Source organism: Streptomyces sp. NPDC007905 (assembly GCF_042959345.1).
Lineage (GTDB): Bacteria > Actinomycetota > Actinomycetes > Streptomycetales > Streptomycetaceae > Streptomyces.
In genome coordinates this window covers 1-14,926 of sequence record NZ_JBIBKS010000056.1, presented here as the reverse complement: position 1 = coordinate 14,926, position 14,926 = coordinate 1, and the positions used below count along the sequence as shown (strand labels likewise).

11 protein-coding genes and 3 pseudogenes are annotated in these 14,926 nt (G+C 67.9%); 8 read left to right on the top strand and 6 right to left on the bottom strand.

Annotation, left to right across the window (positions count from 1 at the left end; genetic code table 11):
- Positions 1-42: 42 nt before the first annotated feature.
- Both ACFZDC_RS41420 and ACFZDC_RS41415 read left to right on the top strand, forming a co-directional pair.
- Positions 43-348: a hypothetical protein gene (locus ACFZDC_RS41420; RefSeq protein ID WP_391332211.1), complete on the top strand. Its 306-nt coding sequence runs from the start codon at positions 43-45 to the stop codon at positions 346-348.
- Positions 345-890, top strand: a complete 546-nt coding sequence (locus tag ACFZDC_RS41415) for a TatD family hydrolase (RefSeq protein ID WP_391332212.1) — start codon at positions 345-347, stop codon at positions 888-890. The genes ACFZDC_RS41420 and ACFZDC_RS41415 overlap by 4 nt, the downstream gene beginning before the upstream one ends.
- 93 nt (positions 891-983) lie before the next feature.
- Here ACFZDC_RS41415 and ACFZDC_RS41410 read toward each other — a convergent pair whose 3' ends face one another.
- Positions 984-2,285 carry a PIN domain-containing protein gene (locus ACFZDC_RS41410; RefSeq protein ID WP_391332209.1) on the bottom strand — a complete coding sequence of 434 codons (1,302 nt, stop codon included), beginning with the start codon at positions 2,283-2,285 and terminating at the stop codon, positions 984-986.
- A 247-nt stretch (positions 2,286-2,532) separates the two neighbouring features.
- Between ACFZDC_RS41410 and ACFZDC_RS41405 the strand changes: the two are divergent.
- The 3 genes and pseudogenes from ACFZDC_RS41405 to ACFZDC_RS41395 all read left to right on the top strand — a co-directional run.
- Positions 2,533-2,769, top strand: a pseudogene (locus ACFZDC_RS41405) (ISAzo13 family transposase); the annotation flags it as partial.
- Between the two features lie 103 nt (positions 2,770-2,872).
- A pseudogene (locus ACFZDC_RS41400) lies at positions 2,873-3,043 on the top strand (transposase); the annotation flags it as partial.
- Between the two features lie 803 nt (positions 3,044-3,846).
- A complete protein-coding gene (locus tag ACFZDC_RS41395) occupies positions 3,847-5,442 on the top strand; it encodes a diguanylate cyclase domain-containing protein (protein WP_391332207.1) in 1,596 nt (531 codons plus the stop codon).
- Between the two features lie 294 nt (positions 5,443-5,736).
- On the opposite strand, the gene ACFZDC_RS41390 is transcribed toward ACFZDC_RS41395, so the two are convergent.
- From ACFZDC_RS41390 to ACFZDC_RS41375, 4 genes are all read right to left on the bottom strand, one after another.
- On the bottom strand, positions 5,737-7,152 hold the full coding sequence (locus ACFZDC_RS41390; protein WP_391332205.1) for a cytochrome P450: 1,416 nt from the start codon (positions 7,150-7,152) through the stop codon (positions 5,737-5,739).
- 64 nt (positions 7,153-7,216) lie between these two features.
- Complete coding sequence (locus ACFZDC_RS41385; protein WP_391332203.1) at positions 7,217-8,308, bottom strand: terpene synthase family protein; 1,092 nt, start codon at positions 8,306-8,308, stop codon at positions 7,217-7,219.
- Positions 8,305-9,408: a polyprenyl synthetase family protein gene (locus tag ACFZDC_RS41380; protein ID WP_391332201.1), complete on the bottom strand. Its 1,104-nt coding sequence runs from the start codon at positions 9,406-9,408 to the stop codon at positions 8,305-8,307. The genes ACFZDC_RS41385 and ACFZDC_RS41380 overlap by 4 nt, the downstream gene beginning before the upstream one ends.
- A gap of 185 nt (positions 9,409-9,593) precedes the next feature.
- Entirely contained in the window at positions 9,594-12,506 is a 2,913-nt protein-coding gene (locus ACFZDC_RS41375; RefSeq protein ID WP_391332199.1) for an AAA family ATPase, read from the bottom strand.
- Between the two features lie 668 nt (positions 12,507-13,174).
- Here ACFZDC_RS41375 and ACFZDC_RS41370 point away from each other — a divergent pair.
- Positions 13,175-13,540, top strand: a complete 366-nt coding sequence (locus ACFZDC_RS41370) for a hypothetical protein (protein ID WP_391332197.1) — start codon at positions 13,175-13,177, stop codon at positions 13,538-13,540.
- A gap of 32 nt (positions 13,541-13,572) precedes the next feature.
- Here the strand turns inward: ACFZDC_RS41370 and ACFZDC_RS41365 are convergent, their stop codons facing one another.
- Positions 13,573-14,046, bottom strand: a complete 474-nt coding sequence (locus ACFZDC_RS41365; protein ID WP_391332195.1) for a hypothetical protein — start codon at positions 14,044-14,046, stop codon at positions 13,573-13,575.
- Between ACFZDC_RS41365 and ACFZDC_RS41360 the strand changes: the two are divergent.
- Positions 13,978-14,175 (top strand): annotated as a pseudogene (locus tag ACFZDC_RS41360) (helicase-related protein); the annotation flags it as partial. The gene ACFZDC_RS41365 and the pseudogene ACFZDC_RS41360 sit on opposite strands and share 69 nt — an antisense overlap.
- Before the next feature lie 152 nt (positions 14,176-14,327).
- Positions 14,328-14,840: a Helicase associated domain protein gene (locus ACFZDC_RS41355; protein ID WP_391332193.1), complete on the top strand. Its 513-nt coding sequence runs from the start codon at positions 14,328-14,330 to the stop codon at positions 14,838-14,840.
- Positions 14,841-14,926 lie beyond the last annotated feature (86 nt).

Here is a 14,926-nt window from a genome sequence, read left to right as displayed (position 1 = left end):
GCGCGACGGCGCAGCTCAAGCGGGTAACGGGAGGGTCGTGCCATGACTCAATCCTTTCACGGAATCGAGTCTCTACCTGACACGGGGCGGTTCAACCACTACGACGCCGACGGAGACAGCCCCGACTGGATCCAGGAAAGCGCCTCCACCATCACCCGCAACGTGCAGGACATGGACGGGCGTCTGGGCGCCCTCACCAGTGCCACCGGATCCACCGTCCTCCAGCTGACCGACATCCGCGGTGACGTGACGGTGCAGCTCCCGGTGGACACCGCCCTGGCACGGTCCGCTTTCGCCTACGACGAGTACGGCGTCGCGGAGGGCTCGCAGCTCGATTTGCCGACCTGATCAACCGAACGCCGTACGTCAGTGAGGTTGGCCTGGATGGCAAGTCCCGCGTGCCCCTGGACACGCAGCGGGTGACGTTGGACGCGGTTTTGGCTGTGCTGCAACAGAACCCCCGACTCACAAGTATCCACAGCTTCGCCGCCGTCGATGTCACCTTGGAGTGCCTCACGGCCCAACCGATCCACGGTGCGGTGCTTCACTGGTGGCTCGGCAACGAAGCCCAGACCAAGCGAGCCATTGAGCTCGGCTGCTTCTTCTCGGTCAACGCTTCGATGCTGCGGAAGCCCGAGTTGCTGGGGAGCCTGCCGCTCGACCGAATCCTCCCTGAGACCGATCATCCGTTCGGCGACAGGTCCGGTGGTCAGGGTCGCCAACCCGGCAAGGTGGACAACGTCGAACATGCTCTCGCTCAGATTCATGCGCTCACCCCGGAGCGGGTCCGCGTAGAGACGTGGCGCCACTTCGCACAACTCGTTCGCTCAACTAAGTGCGGCGCCCTGCTGCCCCGACCCGTACGGGTCGGCCTTGCAGCCACGCCGTAGGAAGGCCTTGACCTCAGATCCTGAACACACGAGACGCTGGATCTTGAAGATCTGGGACGGGGGCCGCTGGTAGTGGCCGCTATCTGCCCGGCATCAGCCCGCCGTGCTCTCCTCGCCCTTGTTCTTGTTCCTGTTCTTGAGGAAGCTCGCGGCCATGAACGTCAGCAACAGGCCAAGTGAAGCCGTGGCTGCTGCGGGCGTGCTCATCCCTTCGAGGACACGAGGCTCCCACTCGGCCATTTCCGCCGGATCCAGCGCAGTCGGGGGCCAGAACTGCAGGAAGGTGGGTGTTTCCCCCGGCTTCGAGCTGAACAGGAGCCTGCTCCTCAGCTGACAGGCGATTCTCCCTGTGCTCTCGGACAGTGATGCCGGGGGGATCGTGAGCGGGACGGTCGTGGGCCGGGTGGCGTAGCCGACGAGGATCCAGTCGACCGTCGCTGTGTACCACTCCTCCTCGCCGATCCTGTGACCGGAGACCTCGTGAACGCGCCGGAGGAAGGCCTTGGGCGTGCTGAGCCAGGCGTTCCATCGGATCGGGGCGTAGACGTCGGTGGAGCCGAGCCCTGCCAGGAAGCCGTTGACTTCGGTACCCACCCAGGAGCCCGTCTTGGCGATCAGCAGGTCCTTGACCATGGACTCCAGGGGACTGCGCGTTTCCTCTCTCGTCAGCAGGCCGACCAGGACGTCCTCGATGTGCTTCTCGTCGATCTCCAGAGGCGTCGTGAACTCCGCAACGACTGCATCGAAGGAGGTCATGAGCACCAGCCGGTCTTCGAGACCCTTCAGGTCCTCGCCCATCGGGGACGGGAACGAGCTCCCGTCCCCGAAATCGCGCGTGTTCGCACTGACGAAGTGCACCGTTTCGCCTGCGTTATTCATCAGGTAGTCGATCACGGAGAGCCAGATCGCCGCGTCCCTCGCGCCGCCCTTGGTCTTCGCGTCTGCACCTTTGGCCGGCTTCTCGCAGTGGGCTTCCCGCAAGAGCGCCCGGCGGGCGACGTCGCCGGAGGTCTCGATGATCTCGAACAGTTCCCCGTACTTCTGTCGCCAGTAGCGACGTGCTTCCTCGGGATCGAACGCGCGCGGCTCAGCTTCCCGCCGCCAGGGGGTGACCCGGTTCAGAGCACGGACCGCGGAAACTGCCTCCTGGTGGGCCTCGGCCTGCCGGATCACCTTCTGCGCGACCAGCTCCTCCTGGACCATCCAGGGGATGGCGACCTTTTGCCGGCCGGACCTCTTCAGAGCGCGCAACAGGTCGAACTTGGGGGCATCCAGACTCAGCCCGAACAGCGCGTTCGAGTCAAAAACGATCACGCACGTCTCCTCGACAAGGGTGTTGCCAAAGCATCCCAGAGGACGGCATCGCACCTCCCGGGATTTCAGACGCGCAGGCATTCCCCCTCGTCCGGCAGAGGAGGAGAGAGCAGCAGCCCGTCTCCGGGGCGTGCCGGACTGACCGGTCAGTCCAGAGCAGCCGTCCGCCTGTCCCTTATATTCCTGATGCCCAAGCGGGCGAGGCCCGGACCGTGTGGGCTGCGCGGGCTGCCGTACCACCACGATCTGTGCCTTGTCCGCGTCGGGTTCAGGGGCGGCCGAGGGACCGGAAGGTCCAGCCGGCCTCGCACCAGGTGTTGCGTCGAGAATCCCAGACGGGATCTACGACATCGCCGCGAGTACCGGCTGGGTCAGTGTCGGCACCGATCACGACACCGCCGCGTTCGCGGTCGCCTCCATCCGCCGCTGGTGGCAGGCCCGAGGACGACACGACTACCCGGACGCCACCCGTCTGCTGATCTCCGCGGACGCAGGGGGCTCCAACGGCTACCGCACCCGCGCCTGGAAGACAGAACTCGCCGCCCTGGCCGCCGAGACGGGCCTGGCCACCGGTCGCGCCGGTGAGCAGCACGGTCCCCTCGGGATCCCACGCGTGACCGGTGGGCGTCGCCGGCATCGACGGCGCTCTGCCACCCCGCGCACGGCCTTCGCCCGCAGCTGGTGAGCTGATCGCCGAGCGTGCATGGCTGACGGTGTTCCTGCTGCCCGCCTACTCGCCCGACCTCAACCCCGTCGAGTGGGTATGGGCGCACGTCAAGCGCAGCCTGGCCAACCTCGCCGTGGTCGCCCTCGACCGGCTCGAGGCCCTCGTCCGCAGTGGGTCGGCGCGCGGTCACCGAGGCGGCGGACAAGACAGTGATGGGACCTTGGCCAGGCTCTCCTTAAGTCACTCCCGTCGGCGAGGCGAGCGCCTCGCCGGGATGCTTCCGGGCCACCGACAAGTCCGAGGAAGGACAGTACGGTCGATCGGAGTGCGGGTCAGGAGGCCGCGAGAGCATCCCAGGCACCGGCATCCTGGCGCGTCCATCGCTGTGCGGGTCAAGAGGCCCGGGACATCCAGCACTTCACATACTCACTGTCGCTGTGATGGATGAGACCGGAGTGTCGCCTACCACCTCAACGTCGCCGCCGTCGACGACACACAGCTGCTGTCGTTATTTCGGGCGAACTCCACGCCGCTCTCCTGGTGCAGGCGACAGATCCTTCTACCCTCTTGTCGCACTGGAGTTGCCAAGGAGCTTGTGGCTGCCCTTCTGAGGTTGACCACCCGGGGGTGCGCATGATTCAGGCAGGGTCCGGTCGAGGCGGTTCGATGCCCGCTGCCCGTGTCGGCCGACTGCAGGGAGCAAAGCTGGGGCAGGTCCTGTGCGCGGGCTTTGCGGTCGTCGCGGCCGGGGGAGGATGTGTGGCGGGGGCTGCGTTGCTGAGAGTCGGCGCAGCGGTGCCGGCTGCGCATGGGCTGGCTGCGCTTTCCCTGCTTGCACGGGCCCGAGGGTCCACGGGACGGGTGCGCCTTCGCTTGAGGTTGCTCGCTGTTTCGCTGGTGTCCGGCGGCCTCCATCATCTGGTGGTGAGGCAGACTCCGTCGTCTTCAGGACGGTCTGCCGGTGTTCTTCATTCGGTGCCTGGGCTGCTGGCCCTCGCCGGGATCACGTTGTGTCTGGGGCTGGGGGTGGCCGGGCTCGTTCTCGCAGCCACGGAGAGCGGCACGCCGCTGATCTGGTTACGGAGGCTTCTGGACGGTTGGTTGATCGCAGGGTCGCTGCTCACCCTGGGCTGGGTGCTGCTGTTGCACCGCGCCGACCAGGGCAGTGAAGTGTGGCCCTCGCTGCTGGGTCTCGCGCGGGTGGTGACGGACGTCCTTGTTCTGGGGCTCCTGGTTGCCCTGCGCTTCTGTCTGAACCGTGGAGAGCGTACGGCTGCCACGGTGGCCGCCGTGGCCCTTACCGTCTTGGCATTGAGTGACATGCTGCGAATGCTCTTGCCGGCTCCGGGGACGTGGTGCGGGGTTCCTCTTGCGGCGGCTTGCTCGGTGACCGGTTTGTTCCTCGTTGCCGCCGCGCCGTGGCTGCCCGGCGGCGTCAGTGCCGTGGGGGTCGACCGGAGTGAGATGCCTGTTGTCGCGGTGGTGGCAGCTTTCGTGCCCGTGGTCGTCTGCGAGCTGGCTCTGGTGGCCCATGCGCTGGCCGGTGGCCACACCGATGTGGTGATGGTGGTCCTGGCAGGTTCTGTGTTCCTCGGGCTCGGCGCCCGGCAGGGTGTCGCTCATGCCGGCCATCTGCGTCTCACGCGCGAGGCCGCAGCCCGTGATGCTCGTTACCGGACGCTGGTCGACGGCTCGAGCGACGTGATCACCGTCGCCGGTCCGGACGGCCGCCTGCGCTACGTCAGCCCGGCCGTCCGCAAGGTGTTCGGATACCGGCCCGAGGCCCTGGTGGGCGCCCGCCTGCTGCTGTACTGCCACCCGGACGACCTGGCCACGCTGATGCACGCCGTTGAGGCGTTGCGGCGGGAAGCTGCCTCGGGCACCAGCGGGCCGGGCGCCTGTGTGTCCTGCCGGGTCCGTGCGGCTGACGGGCGATGGCGTCACGTCGAGTCGACGATCAGTCACCACCCCGAGGGGCTGATCTTCAGCAGTCGCGATGTGACCGAGCGGGTCGAGCTTCAGGCGCAGCTCGAACACCTGGCTTTCCACGACACGTTGACCGGCCTGTCCAACCGCGCCCTGTTCGTAGAGAGAGTTGCTCAGGCCCTGCGGAACCGCACCGTCGGCACGGCCCCGCCTGCGGTGCTCTTCGTGGACCTGGACGGCTTCAAGGCTGTCAACGACTCCGCCGGACATGCGACGGGCGACGCCTTGCTCCGCCAAGCTGCCCGTCGGCTCCAGAACTCTGTACGCGCAGGCGACACCGTCGCCCGCCTCGGCGGGGACGAGTTCGCCGCACTCCTCGAGGGCGAGGCAGGAACATGCCCCTCCACAGTCAGGGAAGTGGCCGAACGGCTCTTGTCCACCCTGTCCCAGCGGTACCGCATTAACAACACCGATGCGGTGGTTTCGGCGTCCATCGGCGTGGCGCTGGCCGCCCCCGGCATCACGCCGGACGAACTCCTGCACAATGCCGACCTGGCCATGTACGAGGCCAAGGCCGCAGGGAAAGGCCGCATCCGTATGCTTCCGGCGGCGCCCATTGATGATTCGGCACACGCGAATGACTGACTCGCGCGATGCACATCGGCGCACCGATCTTTTGCGGTCGTGGCGAGGACCAAGCCTGTCGAAAGTGAATGAAGTCTGCCGCCAGGGGACAGGCGGTGGGGGCCCGTCTGTGGAAGGACTGGGTGCGTTCTGGCGTGGCGGGTGCGGCAATAGGCATGCATGAGCCGTCCACCGCTCCGCCTTTGGTTGTGGCTTGTGCCGTGGCGGCTGTTGAACCTTCAGAGCGCCACCGCTGATCCGCTGCGACGGTCGCGCCCAGGGCGGGCCGCCCCGCCGAGGCGGACCTGGTGGCGCTCAGATGGACGGGCCCGCCTGACGGGTGGATCCCGCGCCGTAACCGTTGCTTTGACTGGCACATGCGGCCGTGCGGGCGAGGCGGTGCCGCTGCTGGGGCAGCATGAGGAGGGGTCCGGTGTTCAGGGACGCTTTCGGCATCGGCCGGATCGTCGTGCCAGGCACTGGCCGGAGCTTCCAGCGCGCGCTGATGGCCGCCAGCGCGAGGGTTGCTTCGGCCATGCCGAAGCTGTCACCGATGCATTTGCGGCTGCCCGCGCTGAACGGGACCATTGCGCTCCGCTGTACCGCCGAGGCGCGCCCGGGGAGCCAGCGGTCGGGGTCGAAGCACTCGGGGTCGGGGAAGACGCGTGGATCGCGGCCCAGGACGTATGGGCTGAATAGGACGGTCGTGCCGGGAGCCAGCGGCCGTCCCGCCAGTTCGGTCTCGATGGTGGTCGTGCGGGTGAGGATCCAGGCGGGCGGGTAGAGCCGCAGGGCTTCGGTGACGATGCGTCGGGCGTAGTCGAGCGCGGGAAGGTCGCGAAAGGCAGGCATCAGTCGGCCGCCGAGGACGCCGTCGACGTCGCTCTGCAACTTCTGCTCGGCCTCCGGGTGCCGGCCGAGAAGATGGAAGGCCCAGGCCAGGGCACTGGCGGTCGTCTCGGTGCCGCCGATCAGCAGCGTCATGACCTGGTCGCGGATCTCTTCGTCGGTAAAGCGCTTGCCGCTCTCCTCGTCTGCGGCCCCGATAAGGGTCGACAGCAGGTCCTCGGCGTCGGAGCTGGCACCTTTGCGGGCCTGTACGGTCTCGTTGATGATCGTGTGCAGCCTCGCGCGCGCCTGGTTGAATCGCCTGTTCTCCGGGGTGGGGAGTTTCCCCAACGGGGCGATCGGCACGATCATGCGCCTGTAGATGCCTCGGAAGATGGCAGGCAGGCAACGCTGCACGTCGTCAACGGCCCGGCCGTCTATCGTGGTCGAGAACAGCGTTCGCATGGTCACACGGATCGTGAGCGCGTGCAGTACGGCATTGAGCTCGATGGCCCGATCTTCCTGCCACTGCGAGAGCGCGGCCTCGATCTCTTCGCCCATCACGCTGACGTACTGCGCCATCCGGCTGGAGTGGAAGGCGGGCTGTACGAGTCGGCGCTGGATGCGATGCTCCGCCCAACCCGAGGTGACCAGGCCGTTGCCCACGAGCAGTCGGGCCGCCTCGAACAACGGACCGCCCTTGTCGAAGGTGCGGGGTTTGAGCAGGACTTGCTGGACGAGCTCGGGTCGGCAGACCAGGAACGCCCGCAGGGGTCCGAGGCGCACCTCGACCAGGTCGCCGAGAGCCGGGAGAGAGGTGAGGAATTCCAGTGGTCGGCGCAGCAGGGGAACTGCGTGGCCAAGGACGGGAAGCCGACCGGGAGCGAGGCCCGTTGCAGGCATAGACCCAGTACCGGGTGTTGGCGGACGACGCTTCACCTGTATGTGTGGGTTTGGTATCAATGCTTCAGCCCCTGGTCAGCGAAGGTACGGACTGGTCTGTGCTGCCGGCGGCCGAGATATGGGGATCGGTATCACCACCGGGCCGTGGCCGGAATCGGGTGACGGGAGCGGTGAGGCTGAGCCAGCCCGATGTGGAGCCATCCCAGACGTAACCGTCGCCGAAGTACCGAGGGGTGAGGTACTCGAATTCCTGACTGCCACCTATGAGGTGGTCCAGCCCGCTCAGGTAGCGGCGGATGTCCGCACGCGAGCCGTGCGGCCCGTGCAACAGCTGGTCCCGCGCCGCGAGATAGGCGCTTTCATGATGCTCCACCAGCTCGCAGAGCCCGTCGATCGCCTGCTGCAGAAGAAGCCCCTCGCGCTCGATGAACACGCGGACCAGCGTCATCTTGTCGCCCTGGGCGTGCTCCTTGCGCCACGACAGCAGATCGTTGACGAGGATCATCTGTCGCATCCCGTGCATGTGTACGTCCGCGAGCAGAGTTTCGTGGCCGGTCATGTCGACATCGGCCGCGTACTCGGTCATCAGCCGGATGAATTGGCAGCCGAAGCTGTCCATGCGTATGGCCATACAGGTCTCGTAGTCCGGCACGCGGTCTGCCTGCTTGAAACCGATCTCGGTGGCGCACCCACGCAGGAATGACTCCAGGGCGTCGGCGAACCGCTGGATCTGCGCGCGGGAAAAACCCGGACTGATACGTCGCCACAGGTCCTGGCCTGCTCGGCTGTACGGGAGGTCGCCCGGTGCGTCCCGGTTGCTGCGGAAGTCGTCCATGATGTCGGCGAACACCACGCGAGCGTCGGCCTCATCGGCTCCCAGTGAAGAGCGGTCAGAGACGGAGCTGTCGATGACGGTGACGTACTGGTACCAGTCGGTGACATCGAGGGCCCGCTGCTCGTCGGCGTGGGGCACGGTCAGCGGTCCGTAGAGCCCGTTGCGCTGACGGAGGAAGAGCAGCAGGTCGTCCTCGCGTGCGAAGCAGGTGCCGAGCTGGCCGCGCACCCATCCGTTAGACCGGATCTCGATCTGTGTGGCCTTGGGGTGATAGGCCACCGGAAGGAGCCTCGGCAGTTCGGGAAGGAAGAACTCGGTCATGAGGTCCTCACAGAGGTCGCGTAGGCAAGGTGGCGCAGGGCGGTGGTGGCTGGTTCGGGGAACGGGGCGCGGTCGAGGGCGGCCAGTGCACGGCGGCAGCGGCGGGCGATCATGCGCTCGACGGCGAGACGCGCGCCGGTGTCCTCCAGCACGATCCGGATGCTGTCGGCTTGTTCTTCGGTCAGGCCGGAGCGGCCCACCAGCTCATGCAGCGCCCGGAGTTGCGCAGAAGTGGCCCGGACGACGGCGAGTGCCATCAGGACGGTGCACTTGCCTTCTCGGAAGTCGTCGGTGACGGGCTTTCCGGGCTTCGCGGGATCGCCGAACGCTCCGAGGAGGTCGTCCCGGAGCTGGAAGGCTTCTCCGACCGGAAGAGGGTAGGCAGTGAGGGCGTCGGTGGCGGCGGTGTCGCAGCCGGCCAGCGTGCCACCGAGGTGCAGCGGTCGCTCGACGGTATACTTCGCGGTCTTGTAGCGGATGAGTTCCAGGGCGTGGGCGACACCGGCGGTCGGCCTGCCGGTGCCGAGAAGGTCGCGATACTGGCCAAACATGACCTCGGTACGCATTGCGTCGATCACCGGGAGGGCCGCCCGCAGCTGGATGGGCGTGAGACCTGTGTGCAACAGCTCGTCGGACAGGGCCAGGGCGAAGTCCCCGAGCAGAACAGCCGCGTTCATCCCGAACCGGTCGGCGTTCCCGCTGCCGCCTTGGCTCCGGTGGCGGTCGGCCAGCAACCGGTGGACGGTCGGACGCCCTCTGCGGATATGGCTGTTGTCCATGAGGTCGTCGTGGATGAGCGCGAAGGCGTGGAAGAGCTCGAGTGACGCCGCGGCCCGAACCACCGGCCCCGGTTCTCCCCGGCCTCCTGAGGCGTACCAACCGCATATGCACATCACCGGTCGGATCCGCTTGCCGCCGGCTGAGAGGAATCCCTCCAGGATGTCGATGAGTTCTCGCAAGTCGGGTGTCGCGGAGCGGCGCTTGGCCGCCAGGAACTCCGCGAGTACGGCGTCCACCGCCTGCCGGATGCCTGGCAGACCCGGCACGGCATCGGTGAGGGCCGTCGGGGAATAGCCCTCGACACCCGTCGCAGTGAGCATGGCCCTCTCCAGGGGAGTGAGACGAGGTGTGCTCCTGTGCTGTCGCGCCGTGACGGATCCTGCGCCGCTCTGCCTTGGCGGAAACCGAAGAAGTAATCCTCGGAGCACCTCTGGCCCCGGAAATTGGCGCACGCTACCGCGCATGCGGCCTCACGCGCGCCGTTCACTCCACCGTCGGTGCTCTGCTAGGGCGACTCGTGCAGCGCCACAGTCAAACGGCGTGGTGTCAGGCCCGCGGTGACCAGCTCGTCGCGGGCTTGAGCCGCGATACCCCCTGCCCCGCACTTGCTGGCCAGGTCCACTCCTTGGTGCAGGGGCGCTGTGGCCTCCGTCAGGCGGCCGGCGCGACGCAGCGCGGTTCCGAGCTCGACTTGAGCGCTCGCGAGCAGGTAGGTCGAGGGTGCCCTCCGGAGAACGGTGACGGCCCGCTGGAGCAGGGCAATACCCTCCGCTTCCCCGGCTGTCCGGGCAAGCACACGCAGGGCCTGCCCCCTCGCCGTTGCCGTACCGAACCGCTCGGCGCGCCGTAGTGCGTCCTGTGCAAACTCCAGTGCCCCCACGGGGTCCGTCGTCCGGGAGGCGAGGGCCAGGTGGGGCAGCCAGGGACACCACACGGGGTTGCGCATCCCGCAGAGGTCGAGACGGTGCCCCACCTCGGTCAGCTCCTCGACGGCCTCCTTGTCCATGCCACGAGCCAGCAGCAGTTCGCCGTGGACGGTCTGGACGTCGGGAATCGTCACGATCGTCGGAAACGGCTTGCCGAACCGGCGGCTCGCTGCCAGGTCCCGGGCGGCCGCGGTTTTCCCACGGGCCAGCAGGATTTCGATCAGACCCCCGAGTGCGTACCACTGGGCATGGGTTCCCGCCGGGCCCAGTCGATCGGCCAGCCGCAGCCCGGCTCGGACGAAATCCTCGGCATCGGTGAGTTGGCCCTTCCAGAAGCGGATGTAGCCCAGCAGGCTGTAGCCCAGCGCGAGGTGTACCCCGCGCCAGCCCTGGCGCTCGTACTCCGCGATGGCACCGGCATACAGCTCCTCGGCCCGGTCCGGCCTGTCGCAGTACAGGAAAGTGAGGGCCACCAGCGACGGAACCTCGAACCCCCACTCCTCGTCCGTCCATCGCATGCCCTCGGACCCCAGTGCCCGCTCCGCGTACTCCAGGGCGGTGGCCGCCGGCTCGCCGCGCACCATCGCATTCCACCCGCGCAGACCGAACAGGTAGCGCTCGGTCTGGCTCCGGCCGGACAGTCGCTGGGTGAGCTGGGTGAGGCGACGCGACACAACCGGGACCTCCCGGCCGTGGGAGGTGACCCCGGTCGTCATGAAGTGCTCCATGAACATGCGCAGACGGACCCGCGAGTCCGCAGCCCTACGGGCCTCCCGCATCGCCACGTCCGATGCCTCGGCCAGCCGGTCGCAATACGCCAGCGCTCGCATCAGCCGGATCACAATGCTCTGCCGCAGGTCGGAGGACAGATCCGGTTCGTCCAAGGCAGCTCGTAGATGGTTGACCGTCGCTGAAGGGTCCTGCATCAGTGCGGGAGAACCCAGCTCGTACAGGACCTGGGCCCGCAGTGACGCAGGTGGCGGCTCGCACAGAGCGCGGCTCAAACAGCGCCGGGCAGCCTCCGGAGCGCCCTGGCGCACATACTCCCGGGCCGCGTCGCGCAGTTGCCCCGCGACCCAGGTGTTGCCCTCCGGCTGCATCTCCAGCAGGTGCCGTGCCGTCACTGCTGGGCCGTGACCCGCTTCGACGAGCTCCCAGGCGGCCTTGCCGTGCAAGGCCACACGCATCGCCGGCGGAATGGCACGGTAGATCGCCGTCGCGATGAGCGGATGCACGAATTCCAGTGCGGGGTCGTGGGTGAGAATCCGCTCGGCGCGCAGCACGTCCGCCGCTTCACGGGACTCGGACTGGCCGAGTGCCGCCAGGGATGCGGCCCGGTCGGGGGTGGCCTCCGAACCGAGGACGGCGACGGCCCAGGCCAGCCGCACCGCGACATTGCCCAACTCCTTCAGCCGGCCCACCAGGCCGCCACCCCAGGTCTCGGCGGCAAGGTCCCGCAATGCGCAAGCATTCTCCCTGATGGGAGCCAGACGGCGGTCGCGCACCTTCGCCACCAGTTCAACCGTCTCGAACGGGTTCCCGCCGGTCACCAGCCAGGCTTCCTGACAGAAGTCGTCGTCGACCTCGCCATCCAGCTCCTGGCACAGCAGATCCGCCACAGCGCTCGGGCTCAGCGGTGCCAGGTTCAGCGGACGCACCCGACTCCCCTCGACCATGTCGGTGAACATGCCCGTCGCCGTGCCCAGTTCGTCGGGGCGGTAGCTGAACACCATCAGCACCGGCAACTCCTCCACCCGCCTGGCGAAGGACGTGAGCCACGCCACGGACTCCGCGTCCGCCCAGTGGAGGTCGTCGACGATGAGAATCAAGGGGCCGTGCCCAACAGCCACACAGGTGACGACCCAGTCCAGGCCGTCGCGCACACCCTGCGGATCGGGGGCGGCGCCCCCCGCGGCGGCAGGGCACAGCCCGATACACGGACCGACGATGCCGTACCAGTCGCCCAACAGATCCCGGCGTTCGTTTTCGGAGTACGAGGCCAGCAGCGGCTGGAACAACTGGCGCACCACGTGGAAGGCAAGGCTCTGCTCCTGCTCGACACCCTTGGCGAAGAGTGCTGTGCACCCCCGCTCGGCCGCGCTGCGACGCACCTCGTCAAGCAGGGTCGTCTTGCCCACTCCGGCCGGTCCCGTGAAGGCCAGCAGCCCGCCACGGCGCGTAGAGGGACTTACCAGGTCCGTCGTGGAATGCCCCGTCACGGCATCCAGCGCAACCTGGGCGACGGACAATTCAGCCTCTCGCTCAAGAGGTCTCAGCATGGTTTGCGCACCCCCGTTACGCTGCTGCCCTGCTGCCCTGCTGTCGCCCGAGCACCAACCACTGAGCGTTCGGATTGATCGGTGACCACCCGCTTCCCTCCCCTGCAGCGTGGCTTCGCTTACGTAGCGTATGCACCAGTTAACCTTCAGCGACATGACGTGCGGCGCACTTACACCTGAACGAGCGTCGACACGTGACGTCCGCACGTACACTGCCCGCCTTGCGGGCGACCTCCTGCTGGGCCCTATCACCCCAGCGGCGACCTCCGAGGCCATCACTCGGAGATTGCGACCGCAGGTCGAGCAGGCACCGCGAGGCGATCCAGAACATGATTGACTTTCATGCGGTCTGCGAGAGAATCGCCGAACTGGCCGAAGTCGCCGTCCTACAGCCAACCAGGGCGCTGGCCCGCCTGGACCCTCACTGTGCGCCACCCCGACTCCTGCTGATGTCGTCCTGCTCCTCACCCGCGCACAGCACCAGGCGATTGACTCTCCGGAAGACTCGGGGAAGGGCGCTGGCGATCTGAGGCGGGCATCCGCCGTTGCCGCTGACGGTCGGCGGGACGTTCGCGGGCAGACGAAGGACGTTGTCGGCCCGGACGCCTGCCGAAGCACTGCAGTTGCAGGCCGGCCCGGCAGACGAGGGCGTCCCGCACCCGCACCAGTGCCTGCTGCTACCCGGGAGGGCCGTGAGGCAATGCACGGGCATACGGTTCGACCTCATTTTGGACAACGTGCGTCGATATCGTGTGCCGATACCGGCTGGCAGGTCACACTGGGCGGCGAGGGGGGAGGCGTGCGGCGGCCACTGGCCGGCGCAACGTCCCACGTGTCCCGCCGTCTTGGGGAAGGCGGCGAGTGGACCGGTGGGGGGATGCATGACGCAGGCACTGACCTGGCGCCGCGACGGCCACGACGAGCGCATGGTGATCGTCTCCTCTCTGGACGCCGCCGGCCGCGATGACCTGGTTGCCGCGCGCGTTGGCTCGACCAGCGACCCGCTCGGGCTGGCAGCGGCTATGTCGGTAGTGGGGGAGGGGTCCGACTACATCCGGGCGTTGACGGTGATCTGCACCTACGACTCCCTGAACAAGATCGAACAGACCCAGAACACGGGATACGACGTCCCGCCGTTCGACCTGACGGTCATGGACGAGGCGCACCGGATCGCCGGCCGGCCGACAAGAAGTGGGCGGTCGTCAACGACGCCCAGCGCATCCACGCCGACCGCCGCCTCTACATGACCGCCACGCCCCGTATCTTCGCCGCGCCCGAGCTAGCAGAGTGCGCCGACCTGATCCGCCCGCGCCGAAGGCGCCCGCAGGGTCCGGAGGTGGATGCGTTCGCCAACTCCATGGACAACGAAGCCGTCTACGGGAAGAAGGTCGTCGAGTACCCGCTCGCACAGGCGGTCGCCGACGGCCGGGCGGCGGACTACCGCATCGTGGTGCACACCCTGACCGACACCGACCTGCGCCGCCGCCTGAACCTGCCCGTCCCCGGCACCACGCCCGTGGCCGGCGCCACCGCTCAGGAGCCGGAGGACGACGGTGCGCTGCGCACCACAGCCCTGCACCTGGCCGTGCTGCGCGCCATGACCGAGCACGGCCTGAGGAAGGTGCTGGTCTACTTCCATCTCGTCTCCGACGCCCGCCGCTTCGCCCGCGAACTCCCGCACACCCTGCGCCTGCTGGCCAAGACCGACCCCGACCTCGTCCCCGGCGTCGACCCGAAACTGTTCTTCGCCCACGGCGAGCACACCCCCGAACAACGCGCCGAAGTCTTCGCCCAGTTCGCCGCCGCCGAGGTCGCGATCCTCGCCAACTCCCGATTGATCGCTGAAGGCGTCGACATCCCATCCGTCGACGCGATCGTCTTCGCCGATCCCACCCGCAGCGTCATCCGCTGCGTCCAGGCCCTCGGCCGCGCCCTGCGCCTGGACGTCTCCGGCAAGACCGCCTCCCTGATCGTCCCCGTCTACATCCCGGCCGGCGCCGAGGCGGAGAACCTCTGGGCACCGCGTACGAACCGGTGTGGGCGATCGCCTGCGCGCTGGCCAGCCACGATCACCGCATCCTCGAGCGCCTCCCCGACAAGGTCAACCGGCTGCCGAAGGAGACCAGCGACGTCATCGCGCGGCGCTGGCACTTCGACTTCACCGTCCACCCCGAACGCATCGCCCAGGCGATGGACCTGGTCTCCTTCGACCCCCGCGACCCGGCCGTCTCCCGCTCCCGCCGCCTCGGCCTTGCCGCCGCCCGCTCCTACCGCGACCAGTACGGCCACCTCGACGTCCCCGCCGACCACGTGGACCCCACCGGCTACCGGCTCGGCACCTTCATCACCACCATGCGCGACGCCCGCACCGCCGGCCGCCTCGAAGCCGACTGGATCGCCGAACTCGACGCGCTGGGCATGATCTGGGACAAGCACGACGCCGCCTGGCGTGCCCGCCTCGCCGCGGCCGCCGACTACCTACGCACCCACGGCCACCTCGCCGCCCCCGCCACCACCCCCGTCGGCGCCTGGCTCGCCTACCGGTAGTTCGTTAAATCCGGCGGTAGAGACACCTCAGGCACTCAACGTGTCAAGCAGCTGCGGCGAGAGCGGTTGGAAAGGCCGTGTGTTCC